This window comes from Aestuariicoccus sp. MJ-SS9 (genome assembly GCF_032586235.1).
Taxonomy (GTDB): Bacteria; Pseudomonadota; Alphaproteobacteria; order Rhodobacterales; family Rhodobacteraceae; genus Aestuariicoccus.
The window spans coordinates 1-23,404 of record NZ_JAWHTD010000006.1; the positions used below are offsets into that span (position 1 = coordinate 1).

The following is a 23,404-nucleotide window of genomic DNA, read 5'->3' on the forward strand; positions in this document are numbered from 1 at the left end:
ACTCGGCGAACCCTTCCGCCGCGACGCCATGAAAAAACCCGTCCACGTCGCAGGCATCGACGCCGCCGACATGGCGGCCGAATAGGGCGGTGGCGGTCGCGGATCGCAATCGCTGGCGGCACGTGCCCGACACAGAATGCGCGAAGGCGGGCATGGCCCGCCTTCGGCGCTTGTCCGGCGTGACCCGCGTTGGAATAGCTTGGAGGGTGCCGGCATGAGTGCGTTCCGCGACGATCTGCGGGCGCGGGCGCGCGCGGCGCAACACCACATCGTCTTGCCCGAGGGCGACGACCCCCGTGTGCAGGAGGCAGCGGCCCGCGCAACTGCCGAGGGGCTTGCCCGGATCACCCTGATCGCCAGCGGCCCGGTCCCCGAGGGCATCGCACGCTTCGACCCCGACGCGGCCCAGCGCGAGACGCTGATCGAGGCCTTCCTTAAGGCGCGCCGCAAGAAGAACCCGACCCGCGCCGATGCCGAGGCTGCGCTGAGCGATCCGCTGGTCGCCGCCGCGCTGATGGTGCGCGCCGGGCTGGCCGATGGTACGCTCGGCGGCGCGGTCGCCACCACGGCGACCACCGTGCGAGTCGCCCTGCAGATGATTGGCACCGCGCCGGACGCACCGCTGGTCAGCAGCTTTTTCCTGATGATCCTGCCCGATCACCACCCCACCCGCCCCGGCGCGCCGCTGATCTTTTCCGATTGCGGTCTGGTCGTCGATCCCGACGCCACGCAGCTGGCGGCAATCGCGCAGCAGGCGGCGGCATCCTTTGAGCAATTCGTCAAGCGCGAGGCGGCGGTGGCGATGCTGTCCTTCTCGACCCGTGGCAGCGCCGCGCATCCCTTCGTCGACAAGGTGACCGAAGCGGCCGAGCAGGCGCGGGCCAAGGGCCTGAACGTGGACGGCGAGCTGCAGTTCGACGCGGCCTTCGTCCCCGAGATCGGCGCCAGCAAGGCCCCCGGCAGCAAAGTCGCCGGGCATGCGGACGTGTTCATCTTCCCCGACCTCGACGCGGGCAACATCGGCTACAAGATCGCCCAGCGGATCGGCGGGGCCACAGCGCTTGGCCCGATCCTGCAGGGGCTGGCAAAACCGGCCAATGATCTCAGCCGGGGTTGTACTTCGGATGACATTCTCGACATGATCGCGGTAACCTCGGCGCAGGTCAGACCTTGACCCGCCCCGCGACGGCGCATGAAGCAGCGAAAGTGTAAGGCCCGACAATGCCCAAGGACCAGCCAGACCTGAACCTCAGCCCGCGCGTCAGCGACGAGATCCGCAAGACCACATGTTACATGTGCGCCTGCCGCTGCGGGATCAACGTACACCTCAAGGACGGCAAGGTCGCCTATATCGAGGGCAACCGCGATCACCCGGTGAACAAGGGCGTGCTCTGCGCCAAGGGCAGCGCGGGGATCATGCAGCACAACGCGCCCTCGCGTCTGCGCGCGCCGATGCGCCGCGTCGGGCCGCGCGGATCGGGCGAGTTCGAGGAAATCAGCTGGGACGAGGCGCTGGAAACCGCGGTGTCCTGGATGAAGCCGCTGCGCGACACCGCGCCGGAAAAGCTGGCCTTCTTCACCGGGCGCGACCAGTCGCAAAGCTTTACCGGCCTCTGGGCGCAGCACTTCGGCACCCCGAACTTTGCCGCCCACGGCGGGTTCTGCAGCGTCAACATGGCGACCGCCGGCATCTACACGATGGGCGGGGCGTTCTGGGAATTCGGGTCACCCGACTGGGAGCAGACCAAGCTCTTCATGATCTTCGGCGTGGCCGAGGATCACGACAGCAACCCCATCAAGATGGGCATCGGCCGTATCAAGGAACGCGGGGCCAAGGTGATCGGGGTGAACCCGATCCGTTCGGGCTATAACGCGGTGGCCGATGAATGGGTCGGGATCACGCCGGGCACCGACGGGCTCTTCATCCTGGCGCTGGTGCACGAACTGCTCAAGGCCGGGCGCATCGACCTCGATTACCTCGCGCGGTTCACCAATGCGCCGGTGCTGGTGAACGGCGATCCGAAATCGCCCGAGCACGGGCTTTTCCTGCGCGACGACGACGGCAAGCCGCTGGTCATGGATCGCGCCACCGGCAAGCTGACGCCCTTCGACCGGCCCGGCGTCAAGCCCGACCTCGCGGCCAGCCACCGCAAGGCAGGGATCACGCACCGCACGGTCATGCAGCTTATGGTCGAACGCTACCTTCAGCCGGAATACGCCCCCGAGGCTGTGGCCGAGCGCTGCGGAATCGAGGCCCACAGGATCAAGCGCCTCGCGGCCGAACTGGCCCGCGTCGCATTCGACGAGGCGATCGAGCTGGACCACAGCTGGACCGACTTCCGCGGCGACACCCACGACAAGATGATCGGCCGCCCGGTCAGTTTTCACGCTATGCGCGGCATCAGCGCCCATTCCAACGGGTTCCAGACCTGCCGGGCGCTGCACATGCTACAAATCCTGCTCGGCGCGGTCGAGACACCAGGCGGCATGCGCTTCAAACCGCCCTACCCCAAACCGTCCCAGGCCCATCCCAAGCCCCACGGCAAGGTCACGCCGGGCGCGCCGCTCGACGGCCCGCATTTGGGCTTCGTGCATGGCCCCGACGACCTGATGCTGAAAGAGGACGGCAGCCCGATCCGCATCGACAAGGCCTTCACCTGGGAAAACCCGATGTCGGCCCACGGGCTGATGCATATGGTGATCTCGAACGCCCATGCCGGCGATCCCTACCGGATCGACACGCTGTTCCTCTACATGGCGAACATGTCATGGAATTCGTCGATGAACACGCGCGGCGTGATGGAGATGCTGACCGACAAGACCCCGGACGGCGACTACGTCATTCCACGCATCATCTATTCGGATGCCTATTCATCCGAGATGGTCGCCTATGCCGACCTGATCCTGCCCGACACGACCTATCTGGAACGGCACGATTGTATCTCGCTGCTGGACCGCCCGATCTGCGAACCCGACGCCGCCGCCGACGCGATCCGCTGGCCGGTCGTGGAACCCGACCGCGACGTACGCGGCTTCCAGTCGGTGCTCTGCGATCTCGGCGCGCGGCTGGGCCTGCCCGCCTTCGTCAACGAGGACGGCAGCGCGAAATACAAGGATTACGCCGACTACATCACCAACCACCAGCGCAAGCCCGGCATCGGGCCGCTGGCCGGATGGCGCATGGGCGAGAACGGCCTGACTCACGGGCGCGGCGGCCCCAACGAAGGCCAGATCGACAGCTACATCGCCAACGGTGGCTTCTTCGTCGCCCATGTCCCGGACGAGGCCGCCTATTACAAACCCTGGAACAGCGCCTATCAGGACTGGGCGGTCGAGATGGGCTTTTACGACACGCCGCAGCCCTACCTCTTCCAGCTCTACGTCGAACCCCTGCGCAAGTTCCAACTCGCCGCCGAGGGCCACGGCGACCGCCAGCCGCCCGACCATCTGCGCGAACGCATCAAGGCCACGCTCGACCCTCTGCCGATCTGGTATGCGCCGCTGTCGGACGGCCGCGAGGACCCGGTCGAATTCCCGGTCCACGCCCTGACCCAGCGCCCGATGGCAATGTATCACAGCTGGGGCAGCCAGAACGCCTGGCTGCGCCAGATCCACGGGCGCAACCCGCTCTACCTGCCGACCTACTGGATGGAAAAGCTCGGCTTGCGCGACGGCGACTGGGTCCGCGTCATCTCGAGCCACGGCGAGATCACCGTGCCCTGCGCGCATATGGCCGCGCTCAACAAGGACACGATCTGGACCTGGAACGCCATCGGCAAACGCAAGGGCGCCTGGGCCCTCGACAAACACGCGCCCGAGGCGACCAAAGGCTTCCTGCTCAACCACCTGATCCACGAACTTCTGCCACCCAAGGGCGACGGTCTCCGCTGGGCCAATTCCGACCCGGTCACCGGGCAGGCGGCGTGGTTCGACCTGCGCGTCCGGCTGGAAAAATCCGCCGCCCCCGAGGAAAGCCAGCCCGCCTTCGCACCACAGAAATCGCCCGTCGGCAAGGGCCCGCGTGAACTGCGCTGGAAGAGCAAGTCATGACCCGCGCCGTCCGCATCACCCTGCTGACCATCGCCGCGGCGCTGGCCTTCATGGTCGGCACCTTCGTGTGGTTCGTCGTCACCTGGGACGCCGAGGCCGAGAAAAGCCTGACCCAAAACGACGCGCCCCTGCTTCTTCTTGGCGAAAATACTCCGGGGTCCGGGGCAGCGCCCCGGTCCGCCGCCGGACCAATGACGGAAGGCCAGACATGACGCAGCTCCCCGAAACCACCGACCGCAAGCTCGGCCTTGTGATCGACCTCGACACCTGTGTGGGCTGCCACGCCTGCGTGGTCAGCTGCAAAGGCTGGAACACCGAAAACTACGGCGCCCCGCTCAGCGATCAGGACCCCTACGGCGCCGATCCGTCGGGCACCTTCCTCAACCGCGTGCACAGCTACGAGGTCCAGCCCGAAGCGGGGCCTGCGCAGCTGATCCACTTCCCGAAATCCTGCCTGCATTGCGAGGACGCGCCCTGCGTCACCGTCTGCCCCACCGGCGCCAGCTACAAGCGCACCGAAGACGGGATCGTTCTGGTGAACGAGACCGACTGCATCGGCTGCGGGCTCTGCGCCTGGGCCTGCCCCTACGGCGCGCGCGAGCTCGATCAGGCCGAGGGTGTGATGAAGAAATGCACGCTCTGCGTCGACCGCATCTACAACGAGAACCTCCCCGAAGAGGACCGCGTGCCCGCCTGCGTGCGCACCTGCCCCTCCGGCGCCCGGCATTTTGGCGATCTGGGCGATCCCGACAGCGAGGTCAGCCAGCTGGTGGCCGAGCGTGGCGGCAAGGATTTGATGCCGGAGCAGGGCACCAAGCCGGTCAACAAGTACCTGCCGCCCCGGCCCAAGGACGCGTGGGTCGGCGAAACCGATGTGCTGGCCCCCTTCCTCGAACCCGTCGCCGAAGAACCGCGCGGGTTCCTCGGCTGGCTCGACAAGACGCTGGAGAAACTCTGATGCATCCGGCCCCGTCCATCATCGCCTTCACCACCTTTTCGGGCCTTGGCCTCGGGCTGTTGTTCTGGCTGGGCGTCGACCCGACCCCGCCCACCGGCTGGATCGGCTTTGCCTTCTTCGCCATCGCCTTTGCGCTTGCCGTCGGCGGGCTGGCGGCCTCGACCTTTCACCTGGGCCGGCCGGAACGCGCCGCCAAGGCGTTTACGCAATGGCGGACCAGCTGGCTCAGCCGCGAGGCATGGGCCGCCACGGCGACGCTGCTGGTGATGGGGCTGCACGGGTTCCTGCTGGTCTTTTTCGGCAAGGCGATCCTGCCGCTGGGCTGGCTGGGCGCGATCCTGGCGCTGACCACGGTCTACACCACGTCGATGATCTATGCCCAGCTGCGCACGGTCCCGCGCTGGCACCACTGGAGCACTTCGCTGCTTTTTCTGGCGCTGGCGCTGGCGGGCGGCGCGCTGCTGTCGGGGCGCATCACCGTGGCGCTGATCCTGATCCTGGCCGCGGGCGGGGTGCAATCCTGGTGGTGGCGCACCGGTGATACGCGCCTGGCCGCCAGCGGCAGCGACATGGCCAGCGCCACGGGGCTGGGCAACATCGGCAAGGTCACCGCGTTCGAGCCGCCGCATACCGGCAGCAATTATCTGCTGCGCGAAATGGTCCATGTGGTGGGGCGCAAGCACGCAGCCAAGCTGCGGCTCGCGGCGCTGGGGCTGATGATGGTTGTGCCCATCGTGCTGTTGCTGCTGCCCTTTGGGCATTTTCTGGCGCTGCTGGCGGTGGTCAGCCATGTGGCGGGCGTGCTGGTCGCGCGGTGGCTCTTCTTCGCCGAAGCCGAGCATGTGGTGGGGCTCTATTACGGCAAGCGCTGATGGCGTTTCTGCCTGGGTTCGACGACCGCTGGCGCGACGCGCCGGATTATGTCCTGGGGATCACCCGCGACATCTGGGAGGACCGGCGGATCGACAGCCTGCTGGGTTATTATGGCCCGGATCTGGTGGTGCGCTCGCCTGCGTCTGTGGTGGTGGGCAACGCCGGGATCATCGCCGCGACTGAGGCCACGCTGGCCGAATTTCCAGACCGCGAGTTGCTGGGCGAAGATGTGATCTGGTGCCCGACCGGGGACGATTCCTTTCTGTCGTCGCACCGGCTGATCTGCACCGCCACGCACAGCGGGCCAGGCATGTACGGCGCGCCCACCGGGCGGCGGCTGAGATACCGGATCCTCGCGGATTGCTGGTGCCGCGCCAATGCCGTGCAGGACGAATGGCTGGTTCGCGATCAGGGCGCCATCGTGCGGCAGATGGGGCAGGACCTCGTCGAATGGACCCGCGATCTGATCGCGCGCGAAGGCGGACCCGAGGCCTGCGTCAAACCGCTGACACCCGCGACGGATGTGGCGGGGCCCTATGACGGAAGGGGCAACGACAGCGAGTACGGGCAGGCGCTCGCCGATCTGTTGCAGCGCATCATGTCGGGCGCGTTTTCCGCCATCGCCGCTGGCTACGACCGCGCCGCCGAGTTGGCCTATCCCGGCCACGTCACCGGCGCGGGACATGCAGATGCGGACCGGTTCTGGCTGTCGCTGAGATCGGCCTTCCCCTCGGCCCTTTTCGCGGTCGATCATGTCATCGGAATGACCGATCCTCTGTCGCCGCCGCGCGCGGCGGTGCGCTGGTCGCTGACCGGGCGGCACGACGGCTGGGGCGCGTTCGGGGCACCGACCGGGGCGGAGGTCTATGTGATGGGTATCACCCATGCGGAATTCGGGCCACGCGGGCTGCGCCGCGAATGGACGCTGATCGACGAGACCGCCATCTGGAAACAGATATTGCTGGCCACCGGGGCGGCGTGAGCGCTCGTCATGCCCTTGCGGGCTATCCTCGCGGCGGACGCGTCGAGCGGCGGACGATCAGGTCGACCGGCAGCGGGGCGGAGGGCGGTTCGGCGGCGCCCGAGATGCCGTCCATCAGCGCGGTCACGGTGGCCGCGACCATCGCCGCGCTGTCCTGCCGGATCGTGGTCAGGGAATAGGCGTCAAAGCTGGCGGTCGGCACGTCGTCGAACCCGACGACGGCCACATCGCCGGGGATGTCGAGCCCCAGCTCGGTGCGCAGCACGTCCATCACCATGAAGGCCATGTAGTCGTTTGCCACAAAGACCGCATCCGGCGGATCGGGGCGGGCGAACATGCGGCGGGCGGCGGCGCGGGCCTCTTCGGGGTCGAAATTACCGACCTCGCGGGCATGGAGCCGCATGCCGTGCCGGGCCAGTTCGTCCATCATCCCGGCCTCGCGGTCGACCTGGGTGCTGGCACCCTCAAAGCCCGCGATATGGCCGATCTTGCGCGCGCCGCCTTCGATCAGATGGCGGGTGGCAAGACGGCCGCCTCGGGCATTGTCGGACACCACGGCGATTTCCGACGCCTCGCCCTGCCGCCGATTGAAGAGCACCACCGGCACGCCCAGCGCGCGGCAGCGGTCGGCCAGGTCCGAGCTGAGCGCGACGGAGGCGAGGATCAGACCGTCAACCTGGTAGTCGAGGATTTCCTGCACGGTGTCGTCGACCCCGTCCGCGGACGGCTGGGCCATGAAGACCAGCACGTTATAGCCCTCGCGTTCCAGCGCGGCGGAGAGCTGTTCGAGCACGGTGGGGTAGAAATGGTTGTCGAGATAGGCAACCACCAGCCCGATGATATGGCTGCGCCCGGTCAGCATGGCGCGGGCCAGCACGTTGGGCCGGTAGCCGAGCTTTTCGGCCGCTTCGCGGACCTTTGCGGCGGTGGCCGGGCTGACGCTGGCGCCGGGGGTGAACACCCGGCTGACCGCCGAGCGGGACACCCCCGCCAGCGCCGCCACGTCGAGCGATGTGACCCGTCCTGTCGTCATGGGGCCGGCGGCGTTCTGGCGCCGGTGTCGAACGCCTCCCACCCCTGGCCGTCGAAGACATCGCGGCCGAGCTGGGCGAGCACATGGGGGAAATCGACCATGACCCAATTGTCGACGATCTTGCCGCCCTCCACCTTCCAGAAATCCATGTAGCGGATCTCGACCCGCTTTCCGGTCGGCGCGATGCCCATGAAGGTGCCGGCATGTGTCGCCTCTTGCCGTCCGAAGGCGGCGGCCCATTCGCCCATGTAGAGCCGCGCCTCGTCGATGCAGACCTTGTCGGAGAACGCGGCCTGGAAAGGCTTTTGCCAATTGTCCTGGAATTCGCGCAGGCCGGTTTTGGTGCCGCAGCCCCGGTTGCCCCTCCAGCTGAAGGTTTCGGAGAAGAATTCTCCGATGTCGGCGATGCGGTGATCGTTAAGTCCATCCACCATGGTCTCGATCACCGCGCGGGTTTCATCGGTTTTCGACATATCCGTATCGCGGGACAGGACGGCCTGTTCGGGGCGGGTGCCTTTCATGTCATGCCTTTGCGCCTGGGCCGGCGGAGGAGCCTCCGGCGGGAGTATTTGTGCCAAGAAGAAGCAGGGGTGTCATCCCTTGACCGCGCCGGCGGTGAGGCCCGAGACGATCTGTCTCTGGAATACCATGACCAGCAGGAAGAGCGGCGCGGTGATGGAGACGGCGGCGGCGACGGCCTCGACCTGATCCGTTGTCGTGGTTTCACGGTTGAAATAGCCCGCGATGGCGGGGACCATGGTCTGGTTCTGGGCGTCAAGCAAAAGGCTGGTGACCAGGAAGTCGTTATAGGCCAGCAGGAAGGAAAAGAGCCCGGTGGTGATGACGCCGGGCCACATGACCGGCATGATCACCCAGCGGAAGGCCTGGAAATGGGTGCAGCCGTCGACGCGGGCGGCCTCGTCGAGATCGGTGGGGATGTTCTGGAAGAAGCTCCGCAGCATCCAGATCGTGAACGGCTGGTTGATGCTGACCAGCACGGCGATCACCGCCCAGGGCTGGCCGTAGAGCGTGGGCGCCGAGGCGCCGAAGATCGGCTCGAGGATCTCGGCGGAATTGATGAACCACGGCAGGTAGCCCGCCACCAGCACCGAATGCGGCAGGGCGCGGAAGATCAGCGCCAGGATCAGCAGCCAGAACGCCAGGTTCGAGCCGGACCGCGCCAGGCCGTAGCCCGCGAGCGTGCCGACCGTCAGCGATATGGTGACGACCCCGAAGGTGACGATCATCGAGTTGACGAAGTTCTGCCAGAAGGCGTTTTCGACCCAGACGGCCTGGTAATGCTCGGCCGTGAGGCCGAGGATCGGCGTGCCCAGCGGGCCGAGTATGCCGTTCAGCGGGCCCAGGATCATCGGCAGGAGGCCGAAGAACAGCGTCACGAAGGCCAGACCATAGGCCAGCGCCGCGGCGATCCATGCCGGTACGATCCAGGCCGGGCTGGCCAGAGCGTTCACCCAGCGGGGCAGGCGTGTCAGGGCGGTCTGGATGGCGATCCAGAGCACCGCGATCCCCGCCGCAATGTCGAGCAGCGACAGACCCTTGCCGCGGGCCAAAGTCTCGGGGCCGGTGATGACATCCCAGGCTGAGGGGGCGAAGGCGTCGACCGGCGACTTGAAGCTCATGACCGCGATCCAGACGATCGGGAAGGCGGCCAGCAGGCACCAGAAGGTCAGGAAAGCGGCCGATCCGGCGCGCAGGGCCAGCGGCTGTCGGAGGGCGCGGGGGGTGCTCATGTACTCACGTTCCCTTGTGGTCGCGCCAGGTGCGGCGCAGCGGCAGGATCAGCAGGATCACGATCCCGATCATGGTCAGCATGGCGCTGGCCGAGGCCCGGCTGATCGCGCGATTGCCCGCGTCGTCGGGCTGCAGCAGATCGTAGGTCAGCCATTGCAGCGACTGCACATGGGCCTGCGCACGGAAGCCGACGATCTCTTCGAAGACGCGGTAGCTGTCCATCAGGTGAATGATGGTGACGAAGATAATGAGCGGCATGATATGCGGCACGATCACGTAACGCAGCCTCTCGAACCGGCTGGCCCCGTCGATGATCGCGGATTCCAGCGTGTCCTGGTTCACGGTCTGCAGCCCGGCATAGAAGATCACGAAGGCGAAGGGCGCCACGTGCCAGACGCGGTAGAAATACATCAGGATCTCGATCGTCCAGCCTTGTGCGAAAAGCGCGAGGTCGCGGTCGAGCCAGGCTTCGAGCCAGCTGGTCACGATCCCGTCGCCGACAAAGAGCCAGTAGATCGACAGCGACCCGATCACCGGGGTGATGATGAAGGGCAGCAGCGACACGAAGATGATCGGCCCCTTGAGCGCCTTGGCCGCGTTGTTGACCGCCAGCGCGATGGCCAGACCGGTGCCCAGCACCAAGGGCAGCGTAACGATGGTGAACATCAGCGTGAACCGCAGCGCCGCCCAGAAGTCGATCTGCAGGATGTCGCCCAGCCGCCCCTCGGACCAGGCGGCGCGCATGGCGTCCAGCCCCAGCACGTTGGCATAGCTGTTCCAGCCGACCCAGCGGGTTTCGGTCAGGATCCGGCCCGCGTCGTCCAGCTGGGGGACGGTCTTGATTTCGGTCGTGCAGGTCTGGGTCAGGAAACCGGGGGTGCAGGTCTCGACCTCTTGGGTGATGACGATGGGCTGGGTGACCTGAAAGCTCTGGATCAGCACGCTGATCAAGGGCGCCGCGATGAAGAGCAGCATCAGAAAGACCGAAGGCCCGACGAACATGGCGAAAGTGCGGAACTTCATGCGGCGTGCTCCTGCGTTGCGGCGCGGGCGATCATGGCGCCTGCGCGCCAACCGATCATCATCGAGGGCGCGTTGGTGTTGGCGCTGGTGAGCGCGGGCATGACGCTGGCGTCGGCGACCCAAAGGTTGGCCATGCCGCGCAGTGCCAGATCGGGCGTCACCGGGGCGTCGGGCGCGGTGCCCATGCGCAGGGTGCCGACCGGGTGATAGGCGGTGCCCATGCGGTGGCGGATGTCGTCAATTAGCGCGTCGCCGGTCACGTGCCGCCCGGGGTGGCGTTCCTCGGCGCGGGCCGCGCCGAAGGGGGCGTCGTCCAGCAATTGGCGCAGCCGCGTTACCGCTCTAGCCAGCAGCGTCACATCGTCTGGATCGGCGCCGAGGCCCAGGTCGATCTCGGGCCGGTGATCCGCCTTCAAGCTCAGCCGCCCGCGAGATTTGGGGCGGCAGAGGCAGACATCGGCGTAATAGCCCGATCCCCAGGTGATCGCCCGCCCTTTCCAGCCCATGTGGAACGGGATGAAATGGACCTGCGCCTCGGGCGGGCCGTCGCCGTCGCTGACTCGTAAAAAGGCCCCCACCTCGACCGTGTTCGAGGCCAGGCGGCCCTTGCCCTGCATGAGGTAGCGCAGCGGGGCCAGTGCCCATCCGGGCAGTTGCCTCGCCGTCAGACCGTAACCCGAGCGCGGCCCGGCGTGGTGAAGGCCGACGGCGGGGTGATCCTGAAGGTTCTCGCCGATCCCGGGCATGTCGCGCTGAACGGCGATACCCCGGTCACGCAGATGCGCCGCCGGGCCGAGGCCCGAGCGCATCAAGAGCGCCGGGCTCTCGATCGCCCCGGCCGACAGCGTCACGCCATCGCGTGCGACGATGCGCTGCCCGTCGTCGAGTTCGATCCCGGTGGCGACCGCGCCGTCGATCAGGACGCGGCGCACCTCGGCCCCGGTCAAAAGCTGCACCCGCCCACTGGCCAATGCGGGCCGGAGGCAGGCGTCGGCAGCGGACCAGCGGCGCGCGCCGCGCATGTTCACCTGAAAGACCCCGGCGCTTTCGCGTTCCGGCGTGGGCGGCGCTTCGCCATTCGACCGATGCCGGTCGGACGGTCCCGCCTCGACCACGGCGATCCGCCAATCGGTCAGCGCCGCCAGCCGCCCGGCCAGCGCGCAGCCAGCGGACCCGGCCCCGACGACGATATGATCGAAAGCGTGCTCCATCCCGGCAGGCCAGCCGCGCGGGGCGGCTGGCCCTTGTCCGCGTTACTTCAGCAGGCCGGCTTCTTTGGCCGCCGTGGTATAGGCCGCCTCGATCGCCGCCAGCGTCGCCGCCGCGTCCCGCTCGCCGGTGAAGAACGACGGCAGTTCGTTGCCCAGCGCGGTGTGCATCAGGCCCATCTGGCTGGTCGAGGGATAGGGCGCAGGCGCGGGCGACGCGGTCGCCGTGGCAATCGCGCCCTGCGCCATCTTGCCGGGCTGATAGCCCGACACCAGCCAGATCGCGTCGTCGTTATGCGCGGTGACCATTTCCTCATCCAGCCCTTCCATCATCAGGCGGAAGGCGGCGTCGGCCTCTTCGTCGGTGATGTTGGCGGCGACAACCATGCCGTCCCACCAGAGCGTCGTGGCGGGCGCACCGCCCTCCATCGCCAACGGCGCCGCCGCCGTGGCGACCTTGCCGACCACCTGGCTTTCCTCTTCGTTGTCCATCGCGCCGGCGCGGCTGGCCCAGAGGTTCGCCATGGCGATCTTGCCCTGCTGGAACTGCTGCTGGACGTAGGTGGAATCGCTGACCAGGTATTCCGGATCGAGATAGGCGCTTAGCGCCTTCATCGTCTCGAGCGCCTTCATCCCGGCCTCGGAATCGACGGCGGGCGTGCTGTCGGCGTTCACGAAGCTGCCGCCGTAGCCGTTGAACATGTTGACGAAATCCTGCGCCAGGTTCCATCCGGACTTCATCGTCGCGCCAAGCGGGTAGTCGACCACGCCCGCCTCGGCGATCTTGGCCGAGGCGTCCAGCACGCCGTCCCAGTCGGTGGGAACGTCGAGGCCCAGATCGGCAAAGATGTCTTCACGGTACATCAGGTGCTGGGTGTTCACCATCATGGCGATGGCCATGACCTTGCCGTCGATCCGGATCAGCTGGTTCGGCGTCAGGTTCTGGCCGTACTTTTCGACCAGATCGTCGAGCGGGCGAATGGTGCCTTCGTTCAGCAGCGGCGTGACCGTGCCATTCGACACCCCGCCGATGTGATAGAGCGAAAGTTTCGCCGCAAAGGCGGCGGGCTGCTTGGTGCGGAATTCCTGGTCGAGCTCGGCCTCGAAATTCCCGCATTCGGCCATGGCGTCAGTGACGGATTTCCAGGCCTCGAACCCGGCCGAGAGCGACTTGATCGGCACCGTGTTCTCATAAGAACACGCCGCGCTGGCCGTGGTGCCCATCAGCGCGACAGCGCCGGCCATCAGAAGGTGTTTCATCATCATTTTGCGGTCTCCCTGTGTGTTTGTCGCGGCATGGGTGCCGCTTTCGTTCAATCGACGCGCGCCCCGGAGGTCGCGTCGAAAAAGTGGCAGATGGCGGTGGGCACGGCGATGGCGACGGGATCGCCGATCTCGGCCCGGTATTCCTTGCCTGCCTTGACCGACACCAGCGCACCGCCGATGCGCACGGTGATCATGGTCGCGTCGCCCAAGAGCTCGATGGTATAGACCTTGGCCTCGATCTGCGCGTCGCCGCCCTCGGCCAGATGCGCGTCCTCGGCGCGGAAGCCCAGCGTCACCGGCCCGTCCAGGGCCGGGGTGCCGCTGACGCTTATTCCTTCGGCGCTGAAGGTGCCGCCCTGGGCTGTGCCCTCGATCAGGTTCATTGCCGGAGAGCCGATGAACCCCGCGACAAAGGTGTTGGCGGGCTTGTCGTAGATATCCGTCGGCGTGCCGACCTGCTGCACGACGCCCTGCTTCATCACCACGACGCGGTCGGCCAGGGTCATCGCCTCGATCTGGTCGTGGGTGACGTAGATCGTCGTGACCTTGAGCTCGTGGCTGAGGTTCTTGATCTGCGCCCGGGTGCTGACCCGCAGCTTGGCGTCGAGGTTCGACAGCGGCTCGTCCATCAGAAAGACGTTCGGTTCCCGCACGATGGCGCGGGCCAGCGCCACGCGCTGGCGCTGGCCGCCCGACAGTTCGGCCGGCTTGCGGTGCAGGAACGGTTCCAGCTCGACCATCCGGGCGGCGCGCATCACGCGGTCGTCATGGCTGGCCGGATCGACCCGTCGCACCTTCAAAGGAAAGCGAATATTGTCGTAGACGTTCATGTTCGGATAGAGCCCGTAGGACTGGAACACCATGCTGATGTCGCGGTCCTTTGGGTCGAGGTCGTTGACCCGCTTGCCGTCGATCAGGATGTCGCCGCCGGTCGCCTCTTCCAACCCTGCGATCATCCGCATGGTGGTCGTCTTTCCGCAGCCCGACGGCCCGAGGAGAACCAGGAACTCCTGGTCGGCGATCGTAAGGTCGAAATTATCGACGCCGACGAAGCTTCCCCACCGTTTCGAGACATTGCGCAACTGGATTTCGGCCATCCGCCGCTTCCTTTTCTGTGGTCGCAGGATTTTTGCACACGTTTGCAAAAAGGCTAGACGCAATGCCTGCAATTTGCCAAGACTTTTTCACACCCCTTCAAAGGAAGAGAAAAATGACGGATTTTCGGGCAGAAACGCGGGTTGGTCTGGCCAGGCTCTGGTCCGACGGGGACCGGGCGATTCTTCATCCCGAGGCTTTGGCCGATCTGGCCTGGCCGCTGAATCGGCTGACCGGCACGTCCGAGATCATCGAGCGGTTCATCGCCCCGCTGCGCGCCGCGATCACCGGGTTGCACCGCCGGGACCTGCTGTTCATCGGCGGCCAGAACGTGCGCGAGGCGGGCGGCACATGGTGCGCCTGCGTCACCCATTACGTCGGCACATTCAACGCGCCGCTTTGGGGAATCGCCCCGTCACGGCATCTGGTGTTCCTGCGCGCGGGCGAGTTCTTTCGCATCGAGAACGGACAGATCACCGAGATGAAGATGATCTTCGATCTGCCCGATTTGCTGCGCCAGTGCGGGCGGATGCCCTTCCCCGAGCTGGGAACCGAGATCACCTTTCCCGCCCCGGCGACCCAGGATGGGCTGATCCCCCGGACCGGCGATGGGACCGCGACTCTGGACCGGGTGCAGGCGATGCTGGCCGATCTGCATGTCTTCGACCCCGAGACGGGCACCTCGAAGGGTCAGACCGGCGAGGATGGATACTGGCACCGCGACATGTTCTGGTACGGCCCCGCCGGGATCGGGTCGAACTTCCGCTGGGACGGCTTCGTGCAGGACCACCGCGCGTCGTTCCTACATGCGTTCCCCGACCGCAAGGGCGGCAACCATTACTGCCGCATCGGCGACGGGCAATACGCGGCGGTGTCGGGCTGGCCGTCGATGACGATGACCTGGCAGGGCGATTACCTGGGCCTGAAGGCGGACGGCCGCGCGCTGACCCTGCGGGTGATGGATTTCTATCGGCTGTCAGGCAACCAGATCATGGAGAACTGGGTGACCCTCGATTACGGCGATCTCTATGCGCAGATGGGCGGCACGCTGATCGGGTGAGCGCGGTCGTGATGCGCCTGAGGACTGGGAAGGAAGCGACCAGCGCCTGTCCGTGGGATGTCGTTGCTGCGTTTCGTCTACGCGCTTTATCCCCGCCAAGTCATTGCTACGAATGATCGGTGCGCCTACGTCGACAAAGCGCCAGCCCGCCGGGACGGGCAGGCGCTGGTCGCGGCGGGCTTCGCCCCTGATTCCGCGACTTTTCGGTAAGCTGAAGTCGACTCAGCCCTTGCCGCCGAAAAGCCGCCGCAACCGGCTGCCGCCCGCATCGAGGCTGTCACCCACATCCTCGAGCATCGGGTCGATGCGGTTCATGCGGAACCGCCGCCAGCGGACCCAGATCGCCCAGATCAGCCCCGCCAGGGTCACCAGGATCACCACGTTCACCCAGTTCACGCCCTTCTGGTAATCCGGCCCCGGAACGGCCCGCACCGAAATGGCGTTGGGATAGATCGACAGGAATTCATTGCGCCAGCCGTAATGGGTGATCAGCGCCCATTGCGCCGCGCCGCCGGTGGACTTGGATTCCAGATCCGACGCCTCGGCCTGCAGGTTCGACGTGTCGAACTTGAAGTACGGCGGCCAGCCCCAGCCGGTGTCCTCGTTGCGGTAGATCATCGGCCGGTTGTCGGTCCGGAACGCCTGGATGAAAAAGACATCCCGGTTCACCGGGTTCGGATTGTCGCCCGTCGCCGGATGCGCCCAGAAGATCGAGTTCTCGCCGAAGTCGATCCGCTCGACATAGGTGTCGGTGATCCGCGCGATATCCCTTTGCGGCAGCGTATAATGCAGCACCATCGCCACCAGCGCCCAGAAGATCAGGATGAAAGTCCATTTGACGTAGACCATCGCGGGCCCCCTCAGGTTTTGTCGATCCGCCGCACGGGCGGCCTTAGTAAAAGTTCGTCAGGTATATGACGAGTGTGATCAAACACAAGGGTATCACATAGACCCCAAGGATCAGCTTGCGGCGCAGTGACCCGTCATAATCCTCCAGCCCTTCGCGCACAAAGGCATCCTTGTCGCCGGTCATGCCTTCCTCGTCCCATTGCGCCTCGAGCTTGCCGCGCCGGACCGACCGCGAATAAAGCGACAGGACCACGTAGACGATCGTCAGAACGATGAAGCCGACGATGAAAAGCCGCGCCAGTGCGAACATCCGCTACCTCCTTACCGCGCCCCAGGGACCGACCCGCGCCACCAGATCCTCGGTGACGGCCGGTTCCTCCATCGGGGCGTCATGGCCAAAGAGTGCCGCCCGCGCCCCCGCCTTGTCCACCTGATATTCGCGTTTCAGGAAATCCACGACATAGGTCTTCTTGGTGTGGGGCCAGCCTTTGTAGAGCTTGTAGAAAAGCTGCTTGTGACAGATGAAGAGCTGGCGGATGTCCATCGGGCAAAGCTCTGCCAGCAGCATGTTGACCAGATCGCGGTCGGCGTGGTTGGCGCTGCGCAGGGTGTAGAAATAGGCCGGATGGTTCGACGACAGATGCGGCCAGGGCCCCGCGCCCTCGGCCCATTGCACCAGCTGGTTCAGCCCGTGCCAGGCCTCGGGCAGCCTGTCCCCGTGCCGCCGCGCCAGGTTGCGGATGTCGCGCCGGGTCGCCCCGGTCAGGTCGAGCCCCGCATCCTGCGCCGCGTCCACGACGATGAAATCCATCTTCTGCCGCAGGATCGCCGCCGAATCCACGCCCCGCGCCTTGACGATGGGCTCAACCAGCCCGTTGACCTCGAAGAAGATGGCGATGCGGTTCCGGTCGGTCGTGTTGATCACGTATTCGATGGGCAGCTTGCCCGGCGCGGCCCAGTCGCCGCCCATGATCACCGCCGGTTCATCCGCCTCGCGAAAGATGTACATGCCGCCGAAATGGCTGGTCCAGAAGTTCTTCTGCTCGAACTCCATCTGTTTCAGCCTGACCGGGTTGCGCACCACATCGCCGGTTTTCTTCGCCAGCCCGATCATGTCGCCGATCAGCACGTCGTCATACCAGGCGTCGTCCTCGGCCATGAAACGGTCGATCATCTGGCCCAGCTTTTCGGCGTCGCGCACCGTGCCGCCGGTCGTATCCGCCTCGACCTTGATCTTGTGAATGTCGAAGAGCCGCACAGGGTCGCTGACGTCATAGACCGAATTCACCAGCTCGCCGGCCACCGCATCCCGGGCCGTCAGCGCGAAAAGCTGCGCCTCGTTGGCCTCGATAAACTGCCTCAGGATCCCGCGGCTGGTAGAGAATTTCGCATTGAGCAGCGGCGCGGTCTTCTGCTGGATGGTCAGCAGAATGAACTGCCGGTTCACGCCGTTCTGGTTAAGGTACAGATGATCCTTCAGCTCATGCCCGACCTCGGGGGAATAGCCCGAGATATCGACATAGAAATCGGTGAGTTGGGTGGTCTTTCCGGTGAGATGCTTGAGCGCCCGGTTGTACCGCTCGACCAGCGCGGGGCTGTCGATATGGACCAGGTTGCCGAACATGAGACCGGATTGGATGAGGCGTTTCACGCTGAAGCAATCCTATCCAAAATACCATTTTCTAGTCGTGTTAAAATACGACGACTGACCGCAATGAATCTTTCATTTGGATTACCTTGATCTTGAGCCGTTTTACCCGAGAACATGGAAAGCTCTCGTTTCATTGCAGTGCCAGCTTTGAAAATTCAGGGTCATCAGACGGCACACGAAGCTCGATCTGCACCATGAACTCAATTATCTCTCGGGTGACTTTGGCAACTTCCTCACGGGGAAGGTGGTTCTTTATGCCAGAAGATAAGCCACTTTTGATATCAAACTGAGCCGCAAAATTTGTGATTTCAAATTTTGCCATGATTTCTCTGAGCTCTCGCAAATTTTCCTTTTCAGAGTTCGCGATCCATAATTTTCTTTGCTGCTCTCGGTCCAGCCTTTGAGCCTTCAAATTCCATATGGTGGTTATCAGCGAGACTATGCCAGCTGCGATAGCAGTAAGTATTGGAATACCCACTGCTACTGTAAGGGCCTGATTATCTGATAAAAAACTATTCCACTGTTCCCACCACGTCATCACCCCTTACCCTCCAAATACCTCTTCTTCGCCTCTTCCTGACGGCCGAAGTCGCGGACCATGGCCTCGATCGCCGCTTCGTCCGACTTGTCGGCGTAACGGAATTCGCTGTCAGCGTAGCGGTTGATTTCCTGGATCACCATCTCGACCGTGATGGGGCGGCGCAGGTCCTCGATCATCGCGGATTTCTCTTCATAGGGTTTGAACAGAAACAGCTCCGGGTTTTCCATCCATTCGTCGGGCAGCTCAAAGTCCATCGCGCGAACCTTGACCGCGTCGGTGATGTTCTTGATCGCGCGGCCGGTAAACCTGTCGTCTGCCTCCTGGATGGCCTTGAGGTACGTGCCCAGCTTGGCGATGGTGTCGAGCGCGCCGATCCGGTCGTGAACGCGGTCGAAGACCTTCAGCAGCCCCTCTTCATGCGGGCGGTTGTGGCTTTCGAAGGACGCGGCGACCGCCTTCTGGATCGCCTGCGCCTCGTATAGGTCGTGATCGCCCAGCGGGATGTCGTGCTTCTTGCCCATCAACAGCGCCAGAATGTCGATGTAATCCTCGCGCGTCTGTGGCCCGTCCACCAGGAACCGCGCGCCCGCCCGCTGGCGCAGGGCGTCGTCGACGTTTTCGGGATAGTTGGAGAACATGCCAAAGGTGCAGTTGCCGCGCACGACGGTGTTGGCGCCCGCAAAGCTCTCCATCAGCACGGCGGTGATCTCGAGCTGGCCCGCGCTGGATTGCCGGTCGCCGCGCTTGCCCGCCAGCTGGTCGATGTCGTCGATGGTGCCGAAGCCGATCGCATGCGGGTCGATGATGTTGTTGATGAAAGCCTTGGCGTTCTGGCCCGACTTGCCCTGGTAGCTGTCGATATTCTCGGTGCTGAGGTTCTGATAGCGGAAGGGATAGCCCGCCACCTGGCAATATTCGTGAATCAGCCCCGCCATCATCTGGATCAGCGTCGTCTTGCCGGTGCCGGGCTTGCCGTCACCCATGAAGGTGAAGATGAAGCCCCCCAGTTCGGCAAAGGGGTTGAGCTTGCGCTCGAAATCATAGGCCATCAGCATCTTGGCGAGCCGCATGGCCTGGTACTTGGCGATGTGGTTGCCGACCACCTGATGCGGTTTCTTGAATTGCATGGTGATCGTGGTGCCGCGGGCGCGGGTGGCGGGGGTGAAGCCGTCGATGGTCAGATCGTCGGCCTCGACATGCCAGCTGGCGCCCGTGAAGGCCGCGAGATGCGGCGCGCTCTGGGCACGAAGGGCCACCTTGTCCATCAGCTGCTCGGCAAAGGCGGTAAGGGTAGCGATCAGGTGGGTGTCATCGGGGGCGAAGGTTTCGATCTTCTTGTCGAGCTCCCACAAGAGGCCGTGTAGGGCGAGGCTGGCGTTTTCCGTCAGCAGTTCCTCGACCTCGCCCACCTCGACCTGGGTCTCGCCCAGATGCGGGGCCAGCAGATAGGCCAGCGCGTTGCCGAAGACATGCGCGACCGCCAATGCCTCGGCCGCCAGAAGGGATGAAAATTCGCTCTCGCGCGCCTCGGGCAGGGCACCCGACAGGTTGGCGCGCTTCAGATCGGCCAGCGGGGTCGCGTCGGAATATGTCTCACCAATCGCCAGCGCGATGGCAAGCGCGCGGCGCAGGGCATTTGTCGCGGTGGCCTGCAAGGGCGAGGTCAGCGGGTCGTCGTCGTCCGCCGCCGCGATCCGCGCGATCAGCTGAACGCCCTCGGTGCGCAGCGTCCGCCGCGCCGCCAGCCCCGGCGTCGTGCTGCGGAACCGCCGCCCCGTCGGGATGCCGGGCGACCGCTCCTCCGCCCGATTGGGCGTCTTCGCTGTGGCGATGCGCGGCGCGTGATCGAACCCCTCCAGCAAGGCGACGGCGGCGAGGTAATGCTTGCGAATATCCTCTTCGCGCAATTCCATCTGGTCCGACGTCTGGCTCATCGCGCAATCCCCTGCTTCTTCTTGGCAAAAATACTCAAATCCAACCTTTCCACCCGCGCCACACATCAGTACCGCAAGACGCGGCCCCCCGGGCTGACCACGAATTTCCGCACACCGGCGAACCCCGGCGGGTTCTTTTCGCTCAGCACCTGGAACGGGCGCTCGGGCAGGATGATCATCCGTTCCATCCGGGTCGCCCCGGTCTCGACCCCGCGCCCCGAGAACGGATCGAGCGCGAAGACCTCGCGTTCGACGGTGCCGAACCAGCCAGTCCGCTCGGTCTCGACCCGTTCGCTTTCCAGGTCCTCGAAGGTGGCGGCGAGCGTCCAGTCCTGACCCGGCGGGGCCTTCGCCTCGGCCAGAACCTCGCGGAGCGGGCCGGATTGCCGCGTATAGCTGTGCGAATACATCGGGCCGAGATGGATGCGGCGCAGGCGTTTGGGGTGCAGATCGTCAAAGCTTTGGTCAAAGCCCCTGGCAATGGTTAGCAGCTTCAGCCCGCCGAGCGATTGCCCCATCAGATGCGCCTGCACCTCGGGCCAGCGGCGGGTGTCCTTGGGCAGTGCTGTGGCGCCGGTGTCCTCCAGCTCCATCAGATAGATCGTGGGCAGGTTGACCTGGCTGTCGTAGACCGCCCAGTGCAGCCGGAACGTGGTGCGGGGAAAGGCCCCGCCCTGCCATTCGGCCACCGGATCGTTGCGCACCCAAAAGAGGTTGCCGCGCTGCAATTCCTCGTAATAAAGCCGCTGGCTCAGTGCGAATTGCAGGCGGGTCGGCACCTCTTGCGCGCCGACGATCTGTTCGATCATCTGCCGCTTGAGATCGGCCACCGAGGGCATTCCCTCCAGATGACGTTCGGCCTGCTGGGCGTCGTTGGCCATGACCATCAGCTCGGAGGCCGCCGGAAACCCGCTTTCGTGGTTGTCCATGGTCAGCGAGCCGAAGAACTGCCCGGTATCCCGTCCGGCCAGCAGGTACTTCATCGACAAAGCGCGAAAGGTGAACGCCAGGCTCAGCACATACCGCGCGAGGATCCGGACCTCGTTCGAATTGAGCGCGCCTTCGGTTTCCAAGACCGCCGCGACGCGGCCCAGATGCCGGGTGATCGCCTCGAATTTCTGGAAATAGCGGCGGCTGGCGAAGGTGTCGGACAGCCCGACGTGGTCGTGGTTCGGGTCAGTCACCGCCGCCGTCTCCGCCGCCATCGTTTTTCGAGGTCCAGCCGAAATAGGGCGTGTCGCCTGTGCTGCGGCCGACCGGGCCGGATCGGTTGCCCGACGTCGCCCGGATCAGCAAAAGCCCTGCGGCAACGAGCGTCAGGACACCCGCCAGGATCAACCACTGTATCCCAAAGCGCGCCCCGAAGATCGTGACCGCCCCGCCGATGAAAGCAAGGAACACGCCGGGCACCGGATTTTTCCGCCCGCTCATCGCGCTCAGCCGCCGTAGAGGTTCTTGTCGTGCTTTTCGACGATCTGGGCAAAGCGGCGGGCAAAGCGTTCGTCGGCCTTGGCCTTGGCTTCCAGCACGTCGCGGGCAAAGACCATGTGTTCCTCATGCGCCTCCAGCATGTCAGCCATCCGCTGGTTCGTTGCCGTGCCGATCGAGGCCATGGCGGTCTGCGCCTCCTGGTCGGTCTGCACGCCGATCTCGTTGATGCGGTGGGCGACGTCCTGCTGCTGCGCGGTCTTCAGCGATTTGGTGAGCGCATCGTAGAGAACCACGCGCTGCTTGGTGTCCGTCTGCAGCTTGTTGATCAGCACCATCTGCGTCGCCGCCTGGTTCTGCAACGAGTCGATCCAGGTCTTGCCCTTTTCGATATACCGTTCGAGTGTCTGCGATTTCGCCAGCTTGACCTGCTCGTCCTGCACCAGCGCGTTGTAGCGGGTGTTAAGATCGGCAAGCTCGGTTTCCAGTTTGGTCCGCGCAGCGGCGTCCTGTTCCATGCTGATGCGGTTTTCCAACTCGATGATCCTGGGATCCATCGCCACGATCTCGGCCTTCACCGATTCCAGCTCGCCCACGGTCAGCTCGCGGTCGTCCAGCGTGTCGGTCAGGTTCGCCTCGACCTTTTCGCGCTGCTCGTTCAGCAGGTTCAGCTGGCCTTGCAGCAACTTCACGATGATGTCGGATTTCGAGATCAGATCCTGCAGCTTGTCGTCGATGCTTGCGGTCTTGATCCGCTCTTGCCGCATCTGGTCGGCGCGGTTCTGCGAAAAGATGCCGACAAAGCTTTCCCACCCGGTTTTCGAACGCATCTCGTCGAAATCCTTGGAGAACGCCGCCGTCACGTCATCGAGCCCCATGATCAGCTCGGCGATATTGGCGTTCATGACATCCGTATGGGCGTGGACATCCTCAAGAGTGGCGTTCTCGATGTCGATACTGATGTCGTCACCCGCCTTCATCTTGCTGCGGGCGGTTTCGATGCGGCCGGTCAATTCGGCGATCTTGGCCTGGGCCTCGGCCACCTGGTTCTGGGACTCGCGCACCTGCGTTTCGAAATCGGCCATAAAATCGCTCCCTTATGTCAACGGCTTGTGGTCTATATGGGTAATGTTACGACGATTTACATCGGCGCATCATCCGTTTTTCAAAAGAGTGTGGCAAAAGCCGTGTCCAAAAGAAAGCCTTAGCCGCCGTTCAAGGCAGAGGTCAGACGGCGCAAACGATCCTGCAGATCCTGAAGCTCCCTTGTGTCCAGCCCCGTCGCCCGCCCGACGCAGGCCGGAACATGCGCGGCGCGCGCCTGCATATCGCGCCCTGCATCGGTGAGGGTGACAACGACCCGCCGCTCGTCGTCGCGCGCCCGCCGACGCTGGATCAGCCCCGCTTGTTCCATCCGTTTCAGCAGCGGCGTCAGGGTGTTCGTTTCCAGCCCGACCCGCCGGCCGATCTGCCCCACGCTCAGCGGGGACTGCGCCCAGAGCGTCGTCATCACCAGATATTGCGGATAGGTCAGCCCCAAGGGATCGAGCAGCGGCTTGTAGACCCGCCCGAACGCCTGATGCGCGGCATAGAGGTCGAAGCACAGGAACCGCTCGAGGCTCGTTGCGTTGTCATTGTCAAGGGTCATGCCAACGAGATATATCGCACACGATCTTATCGCAAGACTTGACACTTCCAACG

The 23,404-nt window shown here is 64.8% G+C and carries 24 protein-coding genes; 7 read left to right on the forward strand and 17 right to left on the reverse strand.

Annotation, left to right across the window (positions count from 1 at the left end):
• Positions 1 to 214: 214 nt before the first annotated feature.
• The 6 genes from RXV88_RS06040 to RXV88_RS06065 are packed head-to-tail and all read left to right on the forward strand — an operon-like array spanning position 215 to position 6,863.
• A complete protein-coding gene (locus RXV88_RS06040) occupies positions 215 to 1,174 on the forward strand; it encodes a phosphotransacetylase (protein WP_316291209.1) in 960 nt (319 codons plus the stop codon).
• Positions 1,175 to 1,221: 47 nt separating this feature from the next.
• Positions 1,222 to 4,050 carry a molybdopterin oxidoreductase family protein gene (locus RXV88_RS06045; RefSeq protein ID WP_316291210.1) on the forward strand — a complete coding sequence of 943 codons (2,829 nt, stop codon included), beginning with the start codon at positions 1,222 to 1,224 and terminating at the stop codon, positions 4,048 to 4,050.
• The gene (locus tag RXV88_RS06050; RefSeq protein ID WP_316291211.1) at positions 4,047 to 4,262 is read left to right on the forward strand and encodes a hypothetical protein; all 216 of its coding nucleotides are present in this window, start codon (positions 4,047 to 4,049) and stop codon (positions 4,260 to 4,262) included. The genes RXV88_RS06045 and RXV88_RS06050 overlap by 4 nt, the downstream gene beginning before the upstream one ends.
• A complete protein-coding gene (locus RXV88_RS06055) occupies positions 4,259 to 5,008 on the forward strand; it encodes a 4Fe-4S dicluster domain-containing protein (RefSeq protein WP_316291212.1) in 750 nt (249 codons plus the stop codon). The genes RXV88_RS06050 and RXV88_RS06055 overlap by 4 nt, the downstream gene beginning before the upstream one ends.
• A complete protein-coding gene (locus tag RXV88_RS06060; protein WP_316291213.1) occupies positions 5,008 to 5,880 on the forward strand; it encodes a dimethyl sulfoxide reductase anchor subunit family protein in 873 nt (290 codons plus the stop codon). The genes RXV88_RS06055 and RXV88_RS06060 overlap by 1 nt, the downstream gene beginning before the upstream one ends.
• Positions 5,881 to 5,888: 8 nt before the next feature.
• A complete protein-coding gene (locus tag RXV88_RS06065) occupies positions 5,889 to 6,863 on the forward strand; it encodes an ester cyclase (RefSeq protein WP_316291450.1) in 975 nt (324 codons plus the stop codon).
• A 22-nt stretch (positions 6,864 to 6,885) separates the two neighbouring features.
• Here RXV88_RS06065 and RXV88_RS06070 read toward each other — a convergent pair whose 3' ends face one another.
• From RXV88_RS06070 to RXV88_RS06100, 7 genes are all read right to left on the reverse strand, one after another.
• Positions 6,886 to 7,896 (reverse strand): LacI family DNA-binding transcriptional regulator, encoded by a 1,011-nt coding sequence (locus RXV88_RS06070; RefSeq protein ID WP_316291214.1) that lies wholly within the window; start codon positions 7,894 to 7,896, stop codon positions 6,886 to 6,888.
• The gene (locus RXV88_RS06075) at positions 7,893 to 8,417 is read right to left on the reverse strand and encodes an ester cyclase (protein WP_316291215.1); all 525 of its coding nucleotides are present in this window, start codon (positions 8,415 to 8,417) and stop codon (positions 7,893 to 7,895) included. Before RXV88_RS06075 ends, RXV88_RS06070 begins: the two co-directional genes overlap by 4 nt.
• Positions 8,418 to 8,489: 72 nt before the next feature.
• Entirely contained in the window at positions 8,490 to 9,647 is a 1,158-nt protein-coding gene (locus RXV88_RS06080; RefSeq protein ID WP_316291216.1) for a carbohydrate ABC transporter permease, read from the reverse strand.
• Between the two features lie 4 nt (positions 9,648 to 9,651).
• Positions 9,652 to 10,671: a sugar ABC transporter permease gene (locus RXV88_RS06085; RefSeq protein ID WP_316291217.1), complete on the reverse strand. Its 1,020-nt coding sequence runs from the start codon at positions 10,669 to 10,671 to the stop codon at positions 9,652 to 9,654.
• Positions 10,668 to 11,882: a GMC family oxidoreductase gene (locus RXV88_RS06090; RefSeq protein WP_316291218.1), complete on the reverse strand. Its 1,215-nt coding sequence runs from the start codon at positions 11,880 to 11,882 to the stop codon at positions 10,668 to 10,670. The genes RXV88_RS06085 and RXV88_RS06090 overlap by 4 nt, the downstream gene beginning before the upstream one ends.
• 42 nt (positions 11,883 to 11,924) lie before the next feature.
• Positions 11,925 to 13,145: an ABC transporter substrate-binding protein gene (locus tag RXV88_RS06095; protein WP_316291219.1), complete on the reverse strand. Its 1,221-nt coding sequence runs from the start codon at positions 13,143 to 13,145 to the stop codon at positions 11,925 to 11,927.
• 47 nt (positions 13,146 to 13,192) lie between these two features.
• The gene (locus RXV88_RS06100; RefSeq protein ID WP_316291220.1) at positions 13,193 to 14,242 is read right to left on the reverse strand and encodes an ABC transporter ATP-binding protein; all 1,050 of its coding nucleotides are present in this window, start codon (positions 14,240 to 14,242) and stop codon (positions 13,193 to 13,195) included.
• A gap of 113 nt (positions 14,243 to 14,355) precedes the next feature.
• Here RXV88_RS06100 and RXV88_RS06105 point away from each other — a divergent pair, with 113 nt between their 5' ends.
• Positions 14,356 to 15,300 carry an ester cyclase gene (locus tag RXV88_RS06105; RefSeq protein WP_316291221.1) on the forward strand — a complete coding sequence of 315 codons (945 nt, stop codon included), beginning with the start codon at positions 14,356 to 14,358 and terminating at the stop codon, positions 15,298 to 15,300.
• A gap of 222 nt (positions 15,301 to 15,522) precedes the next feature.
• Here RXV88_RS06105 and RXV88_RS06110 read toward each other — a convergent pair whose 3' ends face one another.
• From RXV88_RS06110 to RXV88_RS06155, 10 genes are all read right to left on the reverse strand, one after another.
• Positions 15,523 to 16,149 carry a DUF1523 family protein gene (locus RXV88_RS06110; protein WP_316291222.1) on the reverse strand — a complete coding sequence of 209 codons (627 nt, stop codon included), beginning with the start codon at positions 16,147 to 16,149 and terminating at the stop codon, positions 15,523 to 15,525.
• Positions 16,150 to 16,192: 43 nt separating this feature from the next.
• A complete protein-coding gene (locus RXV88_RS06115; RefSeq protein WP_316291223.1) occupies positions 16,193 to 16,459 on the reverse strand; it encodes a hypothetical protein in 267 nt (88 codons plus the stop codon).
• A 3-nt stretch (positions 16,460 to 16,462) separates the two neighbouring features.
• Positions 16,463 to 17,800, reverse strand: a complete 1,338-nt coding sequence (locus RXV88_RS06120; protein WP_316291224.1) for a DUF6638 family protein — start codon at positions 17,798 to 17,800, stop codon at positions 16,463 to 16,465.
• Positions 17,797 to 17,934 (reverse strand): hypothetical protein, encoded by a 138-nt coding sequence (locus RXV88_RS06125; protein ID WP_316291225.1) that lies wholly within the window; start codon positions 17,932 to 17,934, stop codon positions 17,797 to 17,799. The genes RXV88_RS06120 and RXV88_RS06125 overlap by 4 nt, the downstream gene beginning before the upstream one ends.
• A complete protein-coding gene (locus RXV88_RS06130) occupies positions 17,931 to 18,338 on the reverse strand; it encodes a hypothetical protein (RefSeq protein WP_316291226.1) in 408 nt (135 codons plus the stop codon). Before RXV88_RS06130 ends, RXV88_RS06125 begins: the two co-directional genes overlap by 4 nt.
• Entirely contained in the window at positions 18,338 to 20,275 is a 1,938-nt protein-coding gene (locus RXV88_RS06135) for an ATP-binding protein (protein WP_316291227.1), read from the reverse strand. The genes RXV88_RS06130 and RXV88_RS06135 overlap by 1 nt, the downstream gene beginning before the upstream one ends.
• A 65-nt stretch (positions 20,276 to 20,340) precedes the next feature.
• Positions 20,341 to 21,459, reverse strand: a complete 1,119-nt coding sequence (locus RXV88_RS06140; protein WP_316291228.1) for a hypothetical protein — start codon at positions 21,457 to 21,459, stop codon at positions 20,341 to 20,343.
• A complete protein-coding gene (locus tag RXV88_RS06145; RefSeq protein WP_316291229.1) occupies positions 21,452 to 21,706 on the reverse strand; it encodes a hypothetical protein in 255 nt (84 codons plus the stop codon). The genes RXV88_RS06140 and RXV88_RS06145 overlap by 8 nt, the downstream gene beginning before the upstream one ends.
• A 5-nt stretch (positions 21,707 to 21,711) precedes the next feature.
• The gene (locus RXV88_RS06150) at positions 21,712 to 22,788 is read right to left on the reverse strand and encodes a hypothetical protein (RefSeq protein ID WP_316291230.1); all 1,077 of its coding nucleotides are present in this window, start codon (positions 22,786 to 22,788) and stop codon (positions 21,712 to 21,714) included.
• A gap of 119 nt (positions 22,789 to 22,907) precedes the next feature.
• A complete protein-coding gene (locus tag RXV88_RS06155; RefSeq protein WP_316291231.1) occupies positions 22,908 to 23,351 on the reverse strand; it encodes a MarR family winged helix-turn-helix transcriptional regulator in 444 nt (147 codons plus the stop codon).
• Positions 23,352 to 23,404 lie beyond the last annotated feature (53 nt).

Excerpts from the sequence above, each read along its gene's own strand:
- RXV88_RS06110 (WP_316291222.1), bottom strand. The coding sequence starts at position 16,149 with ATGGTCTACGTCAAATGGACTTTCATCCTGATCTTCTGGGCGCTGGTG.
- RXV88_RS06135 (WP_316291227.1), bottom strand. The coding sequence starts at position 20,275 with ATGAGCCAGACGTCGGACCAGATGGAATTGCGCGAAGAGGATATTCGC.
- RXV88_RS06055 (WP_316291212.1), top strand. The coding sequence starts at position 4,259 with ATGACGCAGCTCCCCGAAACCACCGACCGCAAGCTCGGCCTTGTGATC.
- RXV88_RS06070 (WP_316291214.1), bottom strand. The coding sequence starts at position 7,896 with ATGACGACAGGACGGGTCACATCGCTCGACGTGGCGGCGCTGGCGGGG.
- RXV88_RS06130 (WP_316291226.1), bottom strand. The coding sequence starts at position 18,338 with ATGACGTGGTGGGAACAGTGGAATAGTTTTTTATCAGATAATCAGGCC.
- RXV88_RS06040 (WP_316291209.1), top strand. The coding sequence starts at position 215 with ATGAGTGCGTTCCGCGACGATCTGCGGGCGCGGGCGCGCGCGGCGCAA.
- RXV88_RS06115 (WP_316291223.1), bottom strand. The coding sequence starts at position 16,459 with ATGTTCGCACTGGCGCGGCTTTTCATCGTCGGCTTCATCGTTCTGACG.
- RXV88_RS06150 (WP_316291230.1), bottom strand. The coding sequence starts at position 22,788 with ATGGCCGATTTCGAAACGCAGGTGCGCGAGTCCCAGAACCAGGTGGCC.
- RXV88_RS06075 (WP_316291215.1), bottom strand. The coding sequence starts at position 8,417 with ATGAAAGGCACCCGCCCCGAACAGGCCGTCCTGTCCCGCGATACGGAT.
- RXV88_RS06155 (WP_316291231.1), bottom strand. The coding sequence starts at position 23,351 with ATGACCCTTGACAATGACAACGCAACGAGCCTCGAGCGGTTCCTGTGC.
- RXV88_RS06105 (WP_316291221.1), top strand. The coding sequence starts at position 14,356 with ATGACGGATTTTCGGGCAGAAACGCGGGTTGGTCTGGCCAGGCTCTGG.
- RXV88_RS06090 (WP_316291218.1), bottom strand. The coding sequence starts at position 11,882 with ATGGAGCACGCTTTCGATCATATCGTCGTCGGGGCCGGGTCCGCTGGC.
- RXV88_RS06060 (WP_316291213.1), top strand. The coding sequence starts at position 5,008 with ATGCATCCGGCCCCGTCCATCATCGCCTTCACCACCTTTTCGGGCCTT.
- RXV88_RS06050 (WP_316291211.1), top strand. The coding sequence starts at position 4,047 with ATGACCCGCGCCGTCCGCATCACCCTGCTGACCATCGCCGCGGCGCTG.
- RXV88_RS06085 (WP_316291217.1), bottom strand. The coding sequence starts at position 10,671 with ATGAAGTTCCGCACTTTCGCCATGTTCGTCGGGCCTTCGGTCTTTCTG.
- RXV88_RS06100 (WP_316291220.1), bottom strand. The coding sequence starts at position 14,242 with ATGGCCGAAATCCAGTTGCGCAATGTCTCGAAACGGTGGGGAAGCTTC.
- RXV88_RS06095 (WP_316291219.1), bottom strand. The coding sequence starts at position 13,145 with ATGATGATGAAACACCTTCTGATGGCCGGCGCTGTCGCGCTGATGGGC.
- RXV88_RS06080 (WP_316291216.1), bottom strand. The coding sequence starts at position 9,647 with ATGAGCACCCCCCGCGCCCTCCGACAGCCGCTGGCCCTGCGCGCCGGA.
- RXV88_RS06045 (WP_316291210.1), top strand. The coding sequence starts at position 1,222 with ATGCCCAAGGACCAGCCAGACCTGAACCTCAGCCCGCGCGTCAGCGAC.
- RXV88_RS06145 (WP_316291229.1), bottom strand. The coding sequence starts at position 21,706 with ATGAGCGGGCGGAAAAATCCGGTGCCCGGCGTGTTCCTTGCTTTCATC.
- RXV88_RS06125 (WP_316291225.1), bottom strand. The coding sequence starts at position 17,934 with ATGAAACGAGAGCTTTCCATGTTCTCGGGTAAAACGGCTCAAGATCAA.